Source organism: Paraburkholderia sp. CI3 (assembly GCF_050436505.1).
GTDB lineage: Bacteria > Pseudomonadota > Gammaproteobacteria > Burkholderiales > Burkholderiaceae > Paraburkholderia > Paraburkholderia tuberum.
This window is the reverse complement of sequence record NZ_JBNDMI010000003.1, coordinates 902,738-918,610: the sequence shown is the minus strand read 5'-3', so window position 1 is coordinate 918,610 and position 15,873 is coordinate 902,738. Positions and strand designations below refer to the sequence as shown.

General features: G+C 65.9%; 19 protein-coding genes. 6 read left to right on the top strand and 13 right to left on the bottom strand.

Going from position 1 to position 15,873, the window contains the following annotated elements; translation table 11 throughout:
- The 5 genes from OKW29_RS13025 to OKW29_RS13005 all read right to left on the bottom strand — a co-directional run bounded on the left by OKW29_RS13025 (position 1) and on the right by OKW29_RS13005 (position 3,001).
- Complete coding sequence (locus tag OKW29_RS13025; protein ID WP_090806551.1) at positions 1–576, bottom strand: ANTAR domain-containing response regulator; 576 nt, start codon at positions 574–576, stop codon at positions 1–3.
- A 267-nt stretch (positions 577–843) separates the two neighbouring features.
- Positions 844–1,059 carry a hypothetical protein gene (locus OKW29_RS13020; RefSeq protein WP_429291336.1) on the bottom strand — a complete coding sequence of 72 codons (216 nt, stop codon included), beginning with the start codon at positions 1,057–1,059 and terminating at the stop codon, positions 844–846.
- 443 nt (positions 1,060–1,502) lie between these two features.
- On the bottom strand, positions 1,503–1,772 hold the full coding sequence (gene infA / locus OKW29_RS13015) for a translation initiation factor IF-1 (RefSeq protein WP_429291335.1): 270 nt from the start codon (positions 1,770–1,772) through the stop codon (positions 1,503–1,505).
- 135 nt (positions 1,773–1,907) lie between these two features.
- Positions 1,908–2,189, bottom strand: coding sequence for a hypothetical protein (locus tag OKW29_RS13010; protein ID WP_187616257.1), 282 nt, complete (start codon positions 2,187–2,189; stop codon positions 1,908–1,910).
- 593 nt (positions 2,190–2,782) lie between these two features.
- Positions 2,783–3,001: a hypothetical protein gene (locus OKW29_RS13005; protein WP_184062730.1), complete on the bottom strand. Its 219-nt coding sequence runs from the start codon at positions 2,999–3,001 to the stop codon at positions 2,783–2,785.
- 239 nt (positions 3,002–3,240) lie between these two features.
- Here OKW29_RS13005 and OKW29_RS13000 point away from each other — a divergent pair, with 239 nt between their 5' ends.
- The 3 genes from OKW29_RS13000 to OKW29_RS12990 are packed head-to-tail and all read left to right on the top strand — an operon-like array spanning position 3,241 to position 4,402.
- Complete coding sequence (locus tag OKW29_RS13000; protein ID WP_429291334.1) at positions 3,241–3,885, top strand: helix-turn-helix transcriptional regulator; 645 nt, start codon at positions 3,241–3,243, stop codon at positions 3,883–3,885.
- 58 nt (positions 3,886–3,943) lie between these two features.
- Complete coding sequence (locus OKW29_RS12995) at positions 3,944–4,186, top strand: DUF1653 domain-containing protein (RefSeq protein ID WP_429291333.1); 243 nt, start codon at positions 3,944–3,946, stop codon at positions 4,184–4,186.
- Positions 4,187–4,207: 21 nt separating this feature from the next.
- Positions 4,208–4,402 carry a YqaE/Pmp3 family membrane protein gene (locus OKW29_RS12990; RefSeq protein WP_090806541.1) on the top strand — a complete coding sequence of 65 codons (195 nt, stop codon included), beginning with the start codon at positions 4,208–4,210 and terminating at the stop codon, positions 4,400–4,402.
- Between the two features lie 54 nt (positions 4,403–4,456).
- On the opposite strand, the gene OKW29_RS12985 is transcribed toward OKW29_RS12990, so the two are convergent.
- Positions 4,457–4,765 (bottom strand): 2Fe-2S iron-sulfur cluster-binding protein, encoded by a 309-nt coding sequence (locus OKW29_RS12985; protein ID WP_429291332.1) that lies wholly within the window; start codon positions 4,763–4,765, stop codon positions 4,457–4,459.
- Between the two features lie 590 nt (positions 4,766–5,355).
- On the opposite strand from OKW29_RS12985, the gene OKW29_RS12980 reads away from it, so the two are divergent.
- A complete protein-coding gene (locus OKW29_RS12980) occupies positions 5,356–5,646 on the top strand; it encodes a DUF1488 domain-containing protein (RefSeq protein WP_026226687.1) in 291 nt (96 codons plus the stop codon).
- Between the two features lie 165 nt (positions 5,647–5,811).
- On the opposite strand, the gene OKW29_RS12975 is transcribed toward OKW29_RS12980, so the two are convergent.
- From OKW29_RS12975 to OKW29_RS12945, 7 genes are all read right to left on the bottom strand, one after another.
- Positions 5,812–6,345 (bottom strand): cytochrome b, encoded by a 534-nt coding sequence (locus OKW29_RS12975; RefSeq protein WP_429291331.1) that lies wholly within the window; start codon positions 6,343–6,345, stop codon positions 5,812–5,814.
- 126 nt (positions 6,346–6,471) lie between these two features.
- Positions 6,472–7,773 carry an NCS2 family permease gene (locus tag OKW29_RS12970; protein WP_184054534.1) on the bottom strand — a complete coding sequence of 434 codons (1,302 nt, stop codon included), beginning with the start codon at positions 7,771–7,773 and terminating at the stop codon, positions 6,472–6,474.
- Between the two features lie 165 nt (positions 7,774–7,938).
- A complete protein-coding gene (locus OKW29_RS12965; protein WP_090806534.1) occupies positions 7,939–8,433 on the bottom strand; it encodes a YaiI/YqxD family protein in 495 nt (164 codons plus the stop codon).
- Between the two features lie 140 nt (positions 8,434–8,573).
- A complete protein-coding gene (locus OKW29_RS12960; RefSeq protein WP_184062720.1) occupies positions 8,574–8,840 on the bottom strand; it encodes a DUF4148 domain-containing protein in 267 nt (88 codons plus the stop codon).
- Positions 8,841–9,054: 214 nt separating this feature from the next.
- Positions 9,055–9,825: a slipin family protein gene (locus OKW29_RS12955; protein ID WP_187616251.1), complete on the bottom strand. Its 771-nt coding sequence runs from the start codon at positions 9,823–9,825 to the stop codon at positions 9,055–9,057.
- Positions 9,822–11,450: an NfeD family protein gene (locus OKW29_RS12950; RefSeq protein WP_429291330.1), complete on the bottom strand. Its 1,629-nt coding sequence runs from the start codon at positions 11,448–11,450 to the stop codon at positions 9,822–9,824. Before OKW29_RS12950 ends, OKW29_RS12955 begins: the two co-directional genes overlap by 4 nt.
- Positions 11,451–11,535: 85 nt before the next feature.
- The gene (locus OKW29_RS12945; RefSeq protein ID WP_429291329.1) at positions 11,536–12,582 is read right to left on the bottom strand and encodes an AraC family transcriptional regulator ligand-binding domain-containing protein; all 1,047 of its coding nucleotides are present in this window, start codon (positions 12,580–12,582) and stop codon (positions 11,536–11,538) included.
- A gap of 221 nt (positions 12,583–12,803) precedes the next feature.
- Between OKW29_RS12945 and OKW29_RS12940 the strand changes: the two genes are divergently transcribed.
- Positions 12,804–13,937, top strand: coding sequence for an acyl-CoA dehydrogenase family protein (locus OKW29_RS12940; RefSeq protein WP_429291328.1), 1,134 nt, complete (start codon positions 12,804–12,806; stop codon positions 13,935–13,937).
- Between the two features lie 153 nt (positions 13,938–14,090).
- Positions 14,091–15,782 carry an AMP-binding protein gene (locus tag OKW29_RS12935; protein WP_429291327.1) on the top strand — a complete coding sequence of 564 codons (1,692 nt, stop codon included), beginning with the start codon at positions 14,091–14,093 and terminating at the stop codon, positions 15,780–15,782.
- Positions 15,783–15,873: the final 91 nt, after the last annotated feature.

Below are 15,873 nucleotides of genomic sequence, written 5' to 3'. Positions count from 1 at the left end.
TCATTTGAGCGAGCCGGCCGACGCGACGACCTCACGCGCCACCTCGGCGAGTTTGACGCCCTGGTTCATCGCGCGTTTGCGCAGACTCGCGTAGGCGGCCGGTTCGGTGAGTTTCTGCTGATCCATGAGCAGGCGTTTCGCGCGATCGATCAGCTTGCGCTCGGCCAGTTCGTTTTCGGCCTGCGCGAGCCGCTCGCGCAATTGCGACTCCTGCGCGAAACGCGCGAGCGCGACTTCGAGAATCGGCGCGAGCCGCTCGGTCGCGAGGCCTTCGACCAGATACGCGGTGACGCCCGCGTTGACCGCTTGGCGGATCAGTTGCTGGTTCGCGTCGTGGCTGAACATCAGCACGGGGCGCGGCGCAGTCGCGTGCATCACGGCGAGCTGTTCGAGCGTATCGCGCGACGGCGACTCCGTATCGATGATGATGACGTCGGGCCGCTCGTCCTGAACCGCGCGATGCAGCGCCTGCGGCGTCGCGGTGCCGGAGAGCATTTCGCAGCCGAGACAGGCGAGCGCGTCGCGCAGATCGCCGATGGGTTTGTCGGTGTCGGTGACAAGGAGAACACGCAGCATGGAGTCGGGGGAAGGGTCATCTGACCATCAGCAAAGCAATGGATATGCCAGTCTTCGCGCGACGGGGCTTGGCGAGGTGTGTGAGCGCATTCGCGCGAATGGCGGGGATCGATTGGGGTCTTTTGCGGGCGATCGCTGTGAATCGTCCGCGAAAGAGGTGACGCGGCCACGCCGGTCGCGCTGCACCGGCGAGGGGCATGCAGGACAGCGGACGCCCGATGCACCGAAGCGGCGCATCGCGTTCGTCGCGGCCGCAGCCTTGGAGCCTTAAAGCCAGCGCGAATAACTGCGCGGTGAAAACAGCGAGGTCACCGCCATCATCGCGGCGATGCAGCCGGCGAGCATGATCCACGCGGCGACGAATCCGCCGCTCCAGCCGCGCACGATGCCGGCCATGAGCGGCGCAACCGCCGCGCCGAACGCGCCGGCGCCCATCGCAACCACCGGCAGACTGGTCAGCAATGACGCGCCGTAGAAGCTCAAGCCGGTCGCGTCCGCGAATCGTCGTCATCAACGGGCTGATCGAGGTCAGCAGCGGCCGAAGATGGAGCTGGAGGAGCGGGTGGTCGAGCAGGTGCGCAAAAGCGCGGGTGGGGAGGATTTGGGGGCCGTGTTTGGAGTTTAGCGAGACGTGCTGCGACGTGCGTGGTCGCCGAAGCGGCGTGCCGCCAGATTCCAATCAAGACGCCGCGCGTGTTGCGGCGTACGACGTTCGCGCATGCGCTGCAGAGCATCCCGAATGTCAGGGAAGACGTCTATTTCACGCGCTTGGGCGGCGAGGCTGACGTAGCGCGTTCAAGCAGAACGCGGAGTCGGAAGGTATGGCGCGAGTCTGTCGGGCCTCGCGCTTTCGCATGGGTTCGGGCGGGCTGCCCGCATCGCCTGCACAACATCACAGGTACGCAGGGCGGCGCCGTGACCCCTGCTTACCTCCGCCGCGCCGCTTGCCGTGGCGCACCGCCGCCACTCGAACGCTCGTCCTTGTGGCGGAAATTGATCCGCCCCTTGGTCAGGTCGTAGACCGACAATTCGAGCGTCACGCGATCGCCCGCGAGAATACGGATATGGTTCTTGCGCATGCGCCCGGACGCATAGGCGCCGACCACGACGCCGTTGTCGAGCGTCACGCGGTAGCGGCTATCCGGAAGCACTTCGTCGACGATACCGTCAAGTTCAATCAGTTCTTCTTTCGCCATGCATAACTCCTGGTCGATGGGATAAAGGGGAAACCGGCCGCAGGCATTGCGAGCGGCGCGACTGTGGATTCGTTTGAAAAGCAGCGGCGCCCGAAAGCACGCTGCGCGACATGAGTGACGCGCCGATGACGCCGCTCAAAGATCGGTGACCGACTGACCGCTCACCTGGCCGTCGATCAGCCGTTCCGCATGCGCCATGCACGCGATGCGCGCCTTGCCCATGCCGTCGAATGGAAACAGATACTGCAGGCGAAATACCCGGCCGTCGGCCGCCGGATTGGCGCCGACGCGGCAGATGCGCACCGAAGCGTCGTAACCGGCGCCCGGATTGCGGGTCGCTTGCGCGCCCGCGGGGCGGCGCGGATAAACGAGCGGGTGAATTTCGTAACCTTTGTAGGTCCTGACTGCTGGATTCATGAGAAACATGTCCTGTATTGCGTGGTCCACGCGCCGCGTGCGGGGCGCTGCTTCCGGCAACGCTCCTTTGACGCGTCACGGCGCGGACCGGCGGCACAGCACCGATGGGCGCGCCGCGATAAAAATGGTTGGCACAGGCCTGCTAGACCCGGCGGGCTCAATGACAATGGCTCGAGCGGTCGCGCGAAAACGCGGATTCGACCGAAAAAACGCTGAAGCGGCGCGTCAATTCGGGCGCCGGACGCATGATGCTGAACCGCTCGGTGTACTTCTCGCGACGGCGAATGCGGGCGGCGCATTGCCGGAGTGACGGGATCGCCGATAAAGGGCGGTCGAACAGTCGGGGGTGGTGCGGAGATGCCGGGTTGAGACTGCCTGGTGCTGCCAGTGCTATATGGGCGCGAAGTGCAACTATTGCAACATGATGCCTGAAATAGGGCTGATTGGATAGTGCAAACTTCAGCGCACGACCGGAACGCCCGACTGGCGGGGCTTCGCGGGCAGTTGGCGAAGTCGTGTCGGAGGCGGGACGGGCGACGGACGCGCGAATTGCGCGAGTGGCGCGCGCGAGGCTCGCTATCCGAACGCGTGCGTCAGCGTGACGTCTCGGCGACGCGCTTCTGCAATTCGCGCGCGGCCGCCCGCGGCAGGCGCGCATCGTCCCAGCCGGTCAACCATTCGACTTCCTTCGCCGTGAAGACCTGACCATGGTTGCGCAGCGCGTACTGCAGCGAATCGATGATGTGGTTGCGAATGATCTCCGGCGTGCGCTTGTCGTCGAGCACGGCGCGAAGCGCTTCGAGTGTGGCCATCGGTGGTTGGCTCCGTTCGGTTGGATGTCGGCGGATCAGTGTTTATCGCACGAAAAAAATGCGCTCGCGAGGTAGACAAAATTGCCGTCCGGCGTCGAGTCGCGGCGCCAGCGCGAGGCCGCTACAATGGCGACTTCCTGAATTGCGGACCGAGCGGGCGCGCCGGCGTCCACTGCGGGCATCTGGCTTCGTCGTCATCCGCTATCGCGCGCCGCCTCCTTCGAACCTCGCGTTTTTCCATGCGCAACCCGAACGTGTCTCCTGTCAAAGACCTGCTGCTGAAGCGCTACGCGCCGATCGCCGACGGCATCGCCGCGCTGCTCTATCCGTGCGCCGAGGTGGTGATTCACGATTTGCGCGATCAGACCATCGCGTATCTGGTGAACAATCTGTCGCGGCTCGAGGTGGGCGCGCCGTCGGTGCTCGACGACGCGCACTTCGCGGCGCGCGGCCAGACCATCGGCCCCTATGAGAAGCTGAACTGGGACGGCCGCCGCATGCGCTGCGTGAGCAACATCCTGTTCGACGACGACGGCAAGCCCGCCGGCATCCTGTGCGTGAACTTCAACATCGCGGTGTTCGAGGATGTGCGCTCGACGCTCGATCTGTTCATCAAGGGCGGCGCGATGACGGGCGCGCCTGCCGACGATCTGTTCCGCGACGACTGGCAGGACCGCATCAACACGTATCTGCACACATGGCTGCGCGACCGGCAAATCGGCATCAATGCGCTGACGCGCGAGCACAAGCGTGAAATCGTCGAGGCGCTGCACGCGCAGGGCGCGTTTCGCGGCCGCAGCTCGGCGAATTACGTGGCCGCGGTGCTGACGATGGGCCGCGCGACCGTCTACAAGATCCTGAAGCAGATGAAAGAGGGCGGCTGAGCTCAGGCGCGCCGTGCTTGAAAATGCATCGACGACGCCCAAAATAAGGTCACACACCATGCGCTACCGACACTACAAAGGCGGCATTTACGAACTGGTCTGCGAGGCCACGCTCGAATCGGATCCGACGGTCACGATGATCGTCTACAAGGCGGCCAATGGTACGGTCTGGACCCGTCCAGCGACGGTGTTTTTCGAGCTGGTAGAGCAGGAAGGCGTCAAGGTGCCGCGTTTTGCGCCGCTCGATGAGTTCAACAACGAGGCAGATGCGTCCCACGCGGACTCACCCATGCTGCCGTAATCACAGGAACAGGAAAACCGAATGCGTCTTTTGCTTGCCATCATTCTGCCGTGGCTGCAGTTTTTCACGATCGGCCGTCCGTTTGCGGGCATCATCTGCCTGATTCTGCAAATCACGCTGATCGGCTGGGTGCCGGCGGCCATCTGGTCGGTGTATTCGCTGAGCCAGTACAACACGGACAAGAAAATTGCCCGCGCAATGGGCAACGGGCGGTAAGACACAGCGCGTGAAAGCGTCGGCTAGCGGGGCGCCAGGCCCCTGCGCTCCCGCTCACTGTGCCGGTATCGCGACCGCATCCGGCACTTCGATCACCACGTCGGTTTCCGCGACCGCCACGCACGGCAGGATATAACCGTCCGCCTTTTCCTCGCGGCTCACGCCGGGCCAGTCAATCGAGTAGCGCACACGCCCAGACGTCATCCGGCACAAGCATGTTCGGCATGTGCCGTTGCGGCACGAACGCGGCAAACGCAGATTGGCGAAAGCGGCGGCTTCGAGAATCGTCAGCGAATCGGGCGCTTCGAAGCTCTGGCCGAGCGGTTCGACGCGAACCACAGGCGGGCGGGTGGGGGCGGACATCGTGCGGGTCAATGACTAGGGTCTGTTTACATATGGAACGCACGTGCGTTGCCGCGAGAAGGGCCGCTCGCAAGGATTGCGACGCCGCGAATACTCGACGTATTCGCAAGGAGCATGACGCAGCGAGCGGCCCTTCTCGCGGCAACCCCAGTTCTGAATTTCATTCCAGGGGAATGCCCGCTATCGGCCGCATGGCGGCGTCGCGCGTCGCTCACGTGGCGCGGCCACGCAGCGCTCCTTACTCCTTGCCCTGCGGCCGATAGCGGGCATTCGCACGTGCGTTCCATATGTAAACAGACCCTAGGTGCGCGACACTTTACACGGGATCGGACACCGCTTTATGCCGCGCCGCAACATCGGCGCGTCAGTCGCGCCTTCAAGAAAAAATCGGGGAAATCTTGCACCTGGGCCGAACTCGTCTAAAGTAAATCAATTCACCTCCGCGTGGCGCGAACTGACGATGCTGCGTCGAGGCGACGGCCCGCGTCGGCTGCATGGGACAAGGAGGAACGAGCGGCGGACGCGATAGCAAGCAATCAGCGCGTGCATTACCCGAGCGCATCGTGCGCGCACTCTTCCAGGTGACTCCCATGCAGATCCAATTCCCGAACGAAGCCCCTGAATATTCAGGTCGCGAACTTACTTTGGCGTTTCCGGCAATGGTCGATGGGCAGAGGGTGGAGTGCATGATCACCGCGGAAGCGCTCGAAGATCACTTCGGCGCCGCGTCCCCCCGGCTGGAGGACATGATCGTCGCGTTCGACGCGCACCGGCCGCGCATCGAGGCCGCCACGCGCCGGCTGTTGTCGGAAACGCGCGCGCAGTGTCTCGTGCTCAGAAGCGGTTACGTGCGGTTTTACGAGGCGAACTGGCGTAACTGACCGATCTGAAACTATCGGCTGGCTACCGGTACCGAAGCTTCGGCAAGCGCGACTGCTGCCGAAGCGCGAAGTTCGGATTCACCCGTGCCGCTGCCGCTGGCTGGCCTGCGCGCAAGCCGCGACCGCGTGCCATGCATCGGCGGCACGCAGCCAACTCCATTACTTTCAAATGATCCGCCGCAGCGCCCGATCCTTGAACACCACATGGTGCGCGATCGCCGCGAGCGCGTGCAGTCCGATCACCCAATAGAACACGTTGCCGAGCCACTCGTGCGCGTCCTTCAACAGCGGCCGCGCGATCGCATCCGCACGCACCAGCGTGAAGCTGATGTCCGTCCATGCGAGCGGCACCGGCCGCCCGCCCGCATTGACCATCAGCATGCCGAGCAGCGGTTGCGCGAAGATGAACACATAGAGCGCGAGGTGCGCGGAGCGCCCGAGAAAAGCGAGCAGCCGATTGCTTTCGAGCTCCTCCGGCGCGCCGGCCCACAGTCTCCACAGCAGCCGCAACACGGCCAGCCCGAGCACCAGCGTGCCCGCCCAATAATGCACGCCGGTCCAGAACGCGCGGCTGTCGGAGCCGCGCGGGCCGCGGATTTCGATGGCCAGATAGGCCAGCGCGACCAGCAGAAAAATCATCCAGTGGAAGAAAATCGCGGGCTTCGTGTAGCGGTCCGTCGTGCGGTTATATGAGGACATCGAGGCTCCTGGGGTGGCGACCCGTGCCGCGGCGACCGAGTCGATCATCATTCGAAACATCGGATGATAAACGGTCCCCGAACCCGACGACACATTCGACCCCCCGGTCGCGCGAGCGCGACCTCCTCATTCGCTGCCGAGATAGAAATACCGGAACAGGAAAATCGCCGCGATGATCCACACGACCAGCTTCACCTGGCGTGCCTGGCCCGTCAGCAGCTTGAGTCCCGCGTACGAGATGAAACCGAACGCGACGCCGTTCGCGATCGAGTAGGTGAACGGCATCAGCAGCGCGGTGAGCGCGGCCGGCACGACTTCGGTCGCGTCGTCCCACGGCAGGTCGACCAGTTCGCGCAGCATCAGGCACGACACGTACAGCAGCGCGGGCGCGGTCGCATACGGCGGCACCACTTCGGCGAGCGGCGCGAAAAACAGCGCCGCGACGAACAGCACGGCGACCGTGATCGCGGTCATGCCGGTACGGCCGCCGGCCTGCACGCCCGATGCGCTTTCGATATACGCCGTCGTCGACGAAGTACCGAGCATCGAGCCGGCGAGAATCGCGGTGCTGTCCGCGAGCAGCGCGCGGTTCAGCCGATGCATCTTGCCTTCCACCAGCAGCCCCGCGCGGTTCGCGACGCCCATCAGCGTGCCGGTCGCATCGAACAGCTCGACGAGGAAGAACACCAGCACCACGTTCAGCACGCCGCTCGACAGCGCGCTGCGGATATCGAGCTGCAACAGCGTCGGCGCGATCGACGGCGGCGCGGACACGATGCCGTGAAACTGATTGCCGCCAAAGAAAAAGCTCAGGATCGTCACGCCGACGATACCGATCAGGATCGCCCCGCGCACGCGCATATGATCCAGCGTGACGATGCCGAAGAAGCCGACCGCCGCGAGCACGACGTGCGGGTCATGCAGATTGCCGAGCGTGACGAGCGTGGCCGGATTGCCGACCACCACGCCGGCCGACTTCAGCGAAATGATCGCGAGAAAGAGACCGATGCCGCCGGTGATCGCGATGCGGATCGAATGCGGAATGCCCTTGACGATCACCTCGCGCACGCGGAACAGCGTGACGATCAGGAACAGGCACCCGGAGATGAACACCGCGCCGAGCGCGGCCTGCCACGTGTAGCCCATGCCCTTGACGACCGTGTATGCGAAGTACGCGTTCAGGCCCATGCCGGGCGCGAGCGCGATCGGGTAATTCGCGTACAGACCCATGATCAGCGACGCGAGCGCGGCCACGAGGCAGGTCGCAACGAACACCGCGCTCTTCGGCATGCCGGCGTCGCCGAGAATCGCCGGGTTCACGAAGATGATGTAGGCCATCGTCAGGAAAGTGGTCACGCCGGCTAGCACTTCGGTGCGCAGGTTGGTGTCGACGGCGTCGAAGCCGAAGTAGCGTTTGATCGAGTCCATGTGGCGGGCTTTCTCTCTTTCGTCGTTCAGACAGTGTTTTTGTCATCGAGGCGGTGACAGCGCGGCGCGGCAAGGCAGGCCGCGCGGCGGCGTTACGGCGGAATTGTAATCACGAATGGCAGCGCCCCGGCGCCTGCGGCGGCGCCAGCAGGCCGCCCCGGCCCGTCAGGCGGGCGGTTTGCCGTGCGACTGTGGCGCCTGCGCATCACCGCGAGGCGCCTGACGCGCGAGCCAGCGATCGAGTTCGCCAGCAAACGCCTTGCCATCGCGCGCGCTGAAGGCGGCCGGCCCGCCCGTGTCGACGCCGCTCGAGCGCAACTGGTCGAGCATCGAGCGCATGCGCAGCCGTTCTTCGATCGTGCCGGGCGTGTACCAGTTGCCGCGCGGATCGAGCGCGTGGGCATTTTTTGCCAGCACGGCGGCGGCGAGCGGGATGTCGGCGGTGATCACGAGGTCGCCCGCGACGACGCGCTCGACGATCAACTGATCGGCAGCGTCGAAGCCGGCCGGCACCTGGATCGCGCGGATCAGCGGCGACGGCGGCACGCGCAGGAACGAATTGGCGACCAGCGTCAGCGGCATGCCGGTGCGGCGCGCCGCGCGATAAAGCATGTCCTTGACGACGGCCGGGCAGGCGTCGGCATCGACCCAGATTGGCATGGCGCGGGTTCCGGCTGTGTGCGGCTGGTTTGCTGCGCGGGGGATGGAGGGACCGGATGATACCTTGCCGCGACGCAAGCCGTGCCATGCCGCTCGCGGCGGGCGGCATTCAGGCTGCGACTACGCAAGCCGCGACCGCTTTACTGCACGGCCGTCGGGGCGTTGCCTTGCTGCTGCTCGCGGTGTTGCGCGACGATGCGGCCCGCGCGCTGCGCGTTCTCCGGATAGTTGATCCAGTCGAGCGGGTCGTAGCCGGCGGCGAGCCATTCCGCGAGGTCAGCGCGGACCTGGGCGCGCGTCTTCGGCGCCGACGGGTCGGCGGGCTGCGTCACCGCTTGCGCGTAGACGGTGCTGATACCCACGGCGGCCAACAGCGCGCCGAGTCCAATGCGGGAAGACAGTTTCATGGTGGGCTCCTGCGGAGCGGAAAAACAGCCGGACCTGGTGGTTTTTCGGTGCGCCGGGTAAGGCGGTACAAGCAACGCACCATTTCTGCCGGCAAATCGAACCCGCCGCGAGCCTCGTTCGCCACATCAGCGCAAGCAACGCGCAAGCGGGCGGGTATGCCGAAACGTCGACGCTAATCCGCGCCGAATGGATGTCCTGACAAATATCGTCCTATCACGCCGATGGCTTGTTGAAGCGTTCCAGCCCCGCACTCACGAGGTCGATCGGCAGCGGAAACACGATCGTCGAGTTCTTGTCGGCGGCGATCGTCACCAGCGTCTGCAGATAGCGCAACTGCATCGCCTGCGGTTGCCGCGCGAGCGTCTGGGCCGCCTCCAGCAATTGCTTCGATGCCTGCAACTCGCCTTCCGCGTGAATCACCTTCGCGCGCCGTTCGCGCTCGGCTTCGGCCTGACGCGCAATCGCGCGGATCATCGTTTCATTGATATCGACGTGCTTGATCTCGACGATCGATACCTTGATGCCCCACGCGTCGGTTTGCGAGTCGAGCACTTTCTGGATGTCGGTGTTCAGCTGCTCGCGCTCCGACAGCAGCTGGTCGAGGTCGTGCTTGCCGAGCACCGCGCGCAGCGTCGTCTGCGCCAGCTGGCTGGTCGCCTCGAAGTAACGCGCGACCTGGATCACCGCCTTCTCCGGATCGACGACGCGGAAATACACGACCGCGTTGACCTTGACCGACACGTTGTCGCGCGTGATCACGTCTTGCGTCGGCACGTCGAACACGATGGTGCGCAAATCCATGCGCACCGCCTGCTGCACGATCGGAATGATCAATACGAGCCCGGGCCCCTTGACCTTCCAGAAGCGGCCGAGCATGAACACGACGCCGCGTTCGTACTCGCGAAAAATCCGCACCGACGACGCAATCAGCGCGATCACGAGCAGGATCAGGATGCTGCCGAAGCCGAATGTGAAGCCGATCATGAGCGTTCTCCTTGTAAGGCGTCGACCGACGTAACGGGCACCACGGTCAGTGTGAGGCCGTTGCGCGCCGTCACGCGCACGCTCTGACCCGGCGCGGCCGGCGTGGTGCTCGAGACGCGCCAGCGCTCGCCGTGCACGCGCGCCCAGCCGGCCAGCGGGCCGCCTGCCGCGTGTTCGGGTTCGGGCAGCAAGCCGCCGTCCAGCACCACGCCGACGCAGCCGATCAGCGCCTCCGAGCCCGTCACGACCGGCCGCCGCCGCGCGCGCAGCGCGAGCCGCGACACGCCGAGCACGAACGCGACGCTAAACACGACGACCGCGGCGATCAGCGGCAGCGGGATGCCGTAGCCGGGCACGTCGGTATCCATCAGCATCGTTGCGCCGACCACGAACGCGACCACGCCGCCGAAGCCGAGCGAGCCGAAGGTCGGCAGGAACGCTTCGCCGATCAGGAAGGCGATGCCGAGAAAGATCAGCCCGAGGCCGACGTAGCTGATGGGCAGCATCTGCATCGCGAACAGGCCGAGCAGCAGGCTGATCGCGCCGACCACGCCGGGCAGCACGAAGCCCGGATTGGCGAATTCGAAGAACAGGCCATACATGCCGAGCATCAGCAGAATCAGCGCGACGCTCGGATCGGTGATCACGGCGAGAAAGCGGCTGCGCCAGTCGGGTTCGAGCGTGATCAGCGGCGCATGCGCGGTGTGCAGCGTGACGCTGCCCGCGCTCGTGACGTACGTGCGGCCGTCCAGCTGGCGCAGCAGGTCCGGCACGTCGCGCGCGACGATATCGACGACGTGCTGCGCGAGCGCTTCCTCATCGGACAGGCTTACCGCTTCGCGGACCGCGCGCTCGGCCCAGTCGGCGTTGCGGCCGCGTATCTGCGCGAGGCCGCGGATGTAGGCGGCGGCATCGTGGACCTGCTTGCGCAGTTCGGTCGATTGGGTGTCGAGCGGCAGTGCGCTGGCGGCTTCGGATGATGCGCCGGGTGACGCAGGCGCAGGCGCGGACGCGCCGCCAGGCAGCGTGCGCATGTCCGGCAGCCCCGGCGTACCTGGGGTGGCTGGCGTTACCGGCGGGCCGCCGGCGGGCGGCTCGTTGCCGCCGATGCCCATCTGGATCGGCGTCGCGGCGCCGAGGTTGGTGCCCGGCGCCATCGCCGCGATGTGGCTCGCGTAGACGATGTAGGTGCCGGCGCTGGCCGCGCGCGCGCCGCTCGGCGCGATGAAGGTTGCGACCGGCACCGGCGAGGCGAGGATCGCCTTGATGATCTGCCGCATCGACGTATCGAGGCCGCCGGGCGTATCGAGTTGCAGGACCGCGAGCTGTGCGCGCTCGCTGGCCGCGCGCTGCAAACCACGCACGATGAAATCGGCGGTGGCCGGTCCGATCGCGCCATTCACCGGAATCACGACGACGCTGTTGGCGGTCGCGGCGGCGACGTTCGCCGCGCTCGCCGCATTGGCCGCTTGCGGCGGCGCCAGCGCTTCGCGCGTCGCGAAGCCGAACGCGCATAGCACGCCGAGCACGGCGATGCCGCGCATCAAACGGCCCACGATGCCGCCGCGGATAAGCGGCCTGCGCGGACCGGACTGCCGGAGCGGGAGACGCGGAGTCGTGTTCATCGCTGACGGCCGTCGCGCCAGCCGGTGCGAACCGGCGGCGCGGGCCCCTACCCTCGATCAAGGCTGGCCTGTTGCCGCTTAAAGCTTAGTCCGATTCGGCGCGTCGCGTGAGATCGAGCCCCGCGGCCCGGGCCGGCCGGTAGTCGGTCGGGCGCATGCCGGTCCATTTGCGGAACGCGCGATGAAACGCGCTCGGCTCCGCGAAGCCGACGGCGTTGGCGATATCGGCGATGGTGCGCTGCGTGCGCTGCAGTTCGGCGATCGCGATGTCGCGCCGCAGCGCGTCCTTGATCGACTGATACGTGTGGCCCTCCTGCTTCAGGTGCCGCCGCATCGTCGCCTCGGCGACGTGCAGGCGCGCGGCCATCTGATCGGCCGCGGGCCAGCCCGACATCGGCAGCGCGCGCAGCGTCTTGCGCACGCGCGCGGCGAGCGAACCCGGATTGCGGTACTTGACGATGAAGCTGCCCGGCGCATCGCGCAGAAACGGCCGCGCCGAGCGCGAAGTCTGGATCACCGGCAGTTCCAGAAACGCAGGGTCGAGATCGACGGACGACTCCGGCTCGTCGAAATACATCTCTTCGCAGAACATCAGCCGGTATTCGTGCGCGGCCGGCGGCGTGGCGCAGCGAAAGCGCGCTTCGAGCAACGGAATGCGCCGGCCGACGAGCCAGCACACGAGCCCGTACACGAGGATGAAATACGTCGCGTAAGCGAACATCGCCGGCTTGCGCGTGCCCGCGCGCTCGACGAACTTGAGGCGCACGCGCTGCGCGTCGGTGTCGATCGTCGCGCCGAGATCGTCCAGCACGAGCCGCATGAAGCCGACCGCGCGCGCAAGCGCCTGCGCGCCGTTGCGCGCGCCCAGCGCCGTCTGCGTCATCGCGATGAAGCTGCCGCTTTTCATCGGATGCGAGTCCTGGCCGAAGAATTCGTCGTCGAGCGCGCGTGCGATGCCGGCCCACAGCGCGCCGTATTGCGCCGACGATACGCGGCTTTTCGGCGACGCGAGCATCGCAGCGGCAATGCCGGCCGCTTCGGCGAGCGCTCGCGCGTCGAGGCCGCGCGCCGTCGCGAGCGCGAGCGTTTCCTCGACGAGACTGACGGAGATCGTGCCTTTGTCGCTTTTCATCGGGATTCGGCTTTTCTGGCAAAAGCGCTCAGCATAGGCTGGATCATGGTTCATGAAGCCCCAGAAATGGCGAGGCTCCATGCACGTGCATGGTAGCAGTATGGCAAAAGCGCTCAGCAAGAATGAGCGGAGCGAGCATCGAACGGCGCGGGCCGCTTGCCTACACTTGCCGCATCACAGCGATCGCCAGCACGGCCGGCAGCACCAACGAGGACGCAGTCATGGACAGCTTCTACACCGACGAACAACGGATGATCCGCGACGCCGCGCGCGACTTCGCGACCGAATGCCTCGCGCCGCACGCGGCGCAATGGGATCGCGACGCGCAACTGCCGGCCGAGGTCGTCGCGCAGCTGGGCGAACTCGGCTTTCTGGGCATGATGGTGCCGGCCGAGTGGGGCGGCTCCTACACCGATTACGTCGCCTATGCGCTCGCGCTCGAAGAGATCGCGGCCGGTTGCGCCGCCTGCGCGACGCTGATGAGCGTGCACAACTCGGTCGGCTGCGCGCCGATCCTGAACTTCGGCAGCGCCGCGCAGAAAGACCGCTATCTGCGCGAGCTCGCCATCGGCCGGACGATCGGCGCGTTCTGCCTGACCGAGCCGCAGGCGGGCTCCGAGGCGAACAATCTGCGCACCCGCGCGCAGCGGCGCGACGGGCAGTGGATTCTGAACGGCAGCAAGCAGTTCGTGACCAACGGTGCGCGCGCCGGTGTCGCGATCGTATTCGCGGTCACCGATCCCGAGCGCGGTAAGCGCGGCCTGTCCGCCTTCATCGTGCCGACCTCGACGCCGGGTTTCGACGTCGGCCGGCCGGAGCACAAGCTCGGCATTCGCGCGTCCGATACCTGTCCGATCTCGCTCGATCAGTGCGCGGTGCCCGAGGCCAATCTGCTCGGCGAGCCGGGCGAGGGTCTGCGCATCGCGCTGTCGAATCTCGAAGGCGGACGCATCGGCATCGCCGCGCAGGCAGTCGGCATTGCGCGCGCCGCGTTCGACGCCGCGCGCCGCTACGCGAACGAGCGCGAACAGTTCGGCAAGCCGCTGAAAGAACACCAGACGATCGCGAACATGCTTGCCGATATGGCGACGCGCCTGAATGCCGCGCGCCTGCTCGTGCATCACGCGGCACGGCTGCGCTCGGCGGGGCGGCCGTGTCTGTCGGAGGCGTCGCAGGCGAAGCTTTTTGCGTCGGAGCTTGCGGAGGAGATCTGTTCGAACGCGATCCAGATTCATGGCGGCTACGGCTATCTGGAGGACTATGCGGTCGAGCGCCACTATCGGGATGCACGGATCACGCAGATTTACGAAGGGACGAGCGAAGTGCAGCGGATGGTGATCGCGCGCCATGTTTGAGGGCGGCGTTTGAGCGCACAATAGCCTGGCCGTGGATGCTCGCCTGGATCACCGCGGCGAAAATAACCGAGCGCGCCCCGCGCCACTCGCAACTACGTTGCATGAGACCAGAGTAAGCGCTAAAGCGCTAACTCTGGTCGATAGGAGACGACGATGACAGCAGCGAAAGCCTTTCTCGAAGCGCGCGATCTGCTAGTGCGCCATCGCACCGACTACGAGCGCGCGTACCGCGAATTCGCGTGGCCCGCGCTCGGCGAGTTCAACTGGGCGCTCGACTACTTCGACGCGATCGCGCATGACAACGACAACCCCGCGCTGTGGATCGTCGACGATCCTTCCAGCGACGGCCTGCGTCTGTCGTACGCGCAGATGTCGGAGCGCTCGTCGCGGATGGCGAACTTTCTGCGCGGCGCGGGCGTCGGCCGCGGCGACCGTGTGCTGCTGATGCTGCCGAACCGCGTCGAGCTATGGGACGTAATGCTCGCCGCGATGAAGCTCGGCGCGATCGTGCTGCCCGCCACCACGCAGCTATCCGCCGACGACGTGCGCGACCGCGTGCAGATCGGCGGCGCGAAGTTCGTCGTGGTAGACAGCGCGGAGCTGGGCAAATTCGATGCGCTCGACGTGCCGCTCACCCGCCTGTCGGTTGGTGCGCCGCGCGACGGCTGGATCGATGTTGCCGCCGCGTACGAGGCTTCGCCGCATTTCACGCCGGACGGCGTCACCCACGCCAGCGATCCGCTGTTGCTGTACTTCACGTCCGGCACCACCTCGAAGCCGAAGCTGGTCGAGCATACGCACCAGAGCTATCCGGTCGGGCATCTGTCGACGATGTACTGGATCGGCCTGCAGCCCGGCGACATCCATTGGAACATCAGCTCGCCGGGCTGGGCCAAGCACGCGTGGAGCTGCTTCTTCGCGCCGTGGAACGCGCAGGCCTGCGTGTTCGTGTTCAACGTCCCGCGCTTCGTGCCGAAAGACACACTCGCCGCGCTCGTGCGCTTCAACGTCACCACGCTGTGCGCGCCGCCGACCGTCTGGCGCATGCTCGTGCAGGAGCCGCTCGGCGACTATCCGGTGAAGCTGCGCGAAATCGTCGGCGCCGGCGAGCCGCTGAATCCGGAGGTCATCGAGCGCGTCAAGCACGCGTGGGGCATTACGATTCGCGATGGCTACGGCCAGACCGAAACGACCTGCCAGATCGGCAATTCGCCGGGCCAGCCGGTCGTGGCCGGCTCGATGGGGCGTCCGCTGCCGGGCTACCGGGTCGAGCTGCTCGACGCCGACGACCAGCCGGTCGGCGAAGGCGAAATCGCGCTGCCGCTTGCCGAACGGCCGCTCGGCCTGATGACGGGTTATGCGAACAACGCCAACGCGACCGCGCAGTCGATGCGCAACGGCCTCTATCGCACGTCGGATGTCGCGCTGCGTCGCGACGACGGCTACTACGTGTACGTCGGCCGCTCGGACGACGTGTTCAAGTCGTCCGACTATCGCCTGAGTCCGTTCGAACTCGAAAGCGTGCTGATCGAACACGAGGCGATCGGCGAGGCGGCCGTCGTGCCGAGCGCGGACGCGTTGCGTCTGTCGGTGCCGAAGGCATTCGTCACCGTGCGTCACGGCTACGAAGCCGGTCCCGAACTCGCGCGCGCGGTGTTCGCGTTCTCGCGTGAAAAACTCGCGCCGTACAAGCGGATTCGCCGTCTGCAATTCAGCGAACTGCCGAAGACGATCTCCGGCAAGATCCGCCGCGTCGAATTGCGGCGCCGCGAAATGGAGCGCGCGGCCGAGCCCGCGCGTCTGCCGGACGAGTATTGGGAAGAGGATTTTCCCGACTTGCGGTGACTGTCTTTATTCCTCGCCATTGCTGGTTTGCCGCCCCGGTTTGAATCGCACGCGTTGAATTCGCGCTTTGGATTCGACGCGTCGGGGCACT

What these genes read in the sequence shown, in the direction of transcription:
- OKW29_RS13025 (WP_090806551.1), bottom strand. Translation starts at nt 576, where the DNA reads ATGCTGCGTGTTCTCCTTGTCACCGACACCGACAAACCCATCGGCGAT.
- infA (WP_429291335.1), bottom strand. Translation starts at nt 1,772, where the DNA reads ATGGCGAAAGAAGAACTGATTGAACTTGACGGTATCGTCGACGAAGTG.
- OKW29_RS13010 (WP_187616257.1), bottom strand. Translation starts at nt 2,189, where the DNA reads ATGAATCCAGCAGTCAGGACCTACAAAGGTTACGAAATTCACCCGCTC.
- OKW29_RS13005 (WP_184062730.1), bottom strand. Translation starts at nt 3,001, where the DNA reads ATGGCCACACTCGAAGCGCTTCGCGCCGTGCTCGACGACAAGCGCACG.
- OKW29_RS13000 (WP_429291334.1), top strand. Translation starts at nt 3,241, where the DNA reads ATGCGCAACCCGAACGTGTCTCCTGTCAAAGACCTGCTGCTGAAGCGC.
- OKW29_RS12995 (WP_429291333.1), top strand. Translation starts at nt 3,944, where the DNA reads ATGCGCTACCGACACTACAAAGGCGGCATTTACGAACTGGTCTGCGAG.
- OKW29_RS12990 (WP_090806541.1), top strand. Translation starts at nt 4,208, where the DNA reads ATGCGTCTTTTGCTTGCCATCATTCTGCCGTGGCTGCAGTTTTTCACG.
- OKW29_RS12985 (WP_429291332.1), bottom strand. Translation starts at nt 4,765, where the DNA reads ATGTCCGCCCCCACCCGCCCGCCTGTGGTTCGCGTCGAACCGCTCGGC.
- OKW29_RS12980 (WP_026226687.1), top strand. Translation starts at nt 5,356, where the DNA reads ATGCAGATCCAATTCCCGAACGAAGCCCCTGAATATTCAGGTCGCGAA.
- OKW29_RS12975 (WP_429291331.1), bottom strand. Translation starts at nt 6,345, where the DNA reads ATGTCCTCATATAACCGCACGACGGACCGCTACACGAAGCCCGCGATT.
- OKW29_RS12970 (WP_184054534.1), bottom strand. Translation starts at nt 7,773, where the DNA reads ATGGACTCGATCAAACGCTACTTCGGCTTCGACGCCGTCGACACCAAC.
- OKW29_RS12965 (WP_090806534.1), bottom strand. Translation starts at nt 8,433, where the DNA reads ATGCCAATCTGGGTCGATGCCGACGCCTGCCCGGCCGTCGTCAAGGAC.
- OKW29_RS12960 (WP_184062720.1), bottom strand. Translation starts at nt 8,840, where the DNA reads ATGAAACTGTCTTCCCGCATTGGACTCGGCGCGCTGTTGGCCGCCGTG.
- OKW29_RS12955 (WP_187616251.1), bottom strand. Translation starts at nt 9,825, where the DNA reads ATGATCGGCTTCACATTCGGCTTCGGCAGCATCCTGATCCTGCTCGTG.
- OKW29_RS12950 (WP_429291330.1), bottom strand. Translation starts at nt 11,450, where the DNA reads ATGAACACGACTCCGCGTCTCCCGCTCCGGCAGTCCGGTCCGCGCAGG.
- OKW29_RS12945 (WP_429291329.1), bottom strand. Translation starts at nt 12,582, where the DNA reads ATGAAAAGCGACAAAGGCACGATCTCCGTCAGTCTCGTCGAGGAAACG.
- OKW29_RS12940 (WP_429291328.1), top strand. Translation starts at nt 12,804, where the DNA reads ATGGACAGCTTCTACACCGACGAACAACGGATGATCCGCGACGCCGCG.
- OKW29_RS12935 (WP_429291327.1), top strand. Translation starts at nt 14,091, where the DNA reads ATGACAGCAGCGAAAGCCTTTCTCGAAGCGCGCGATCTGCTAGTGCGC.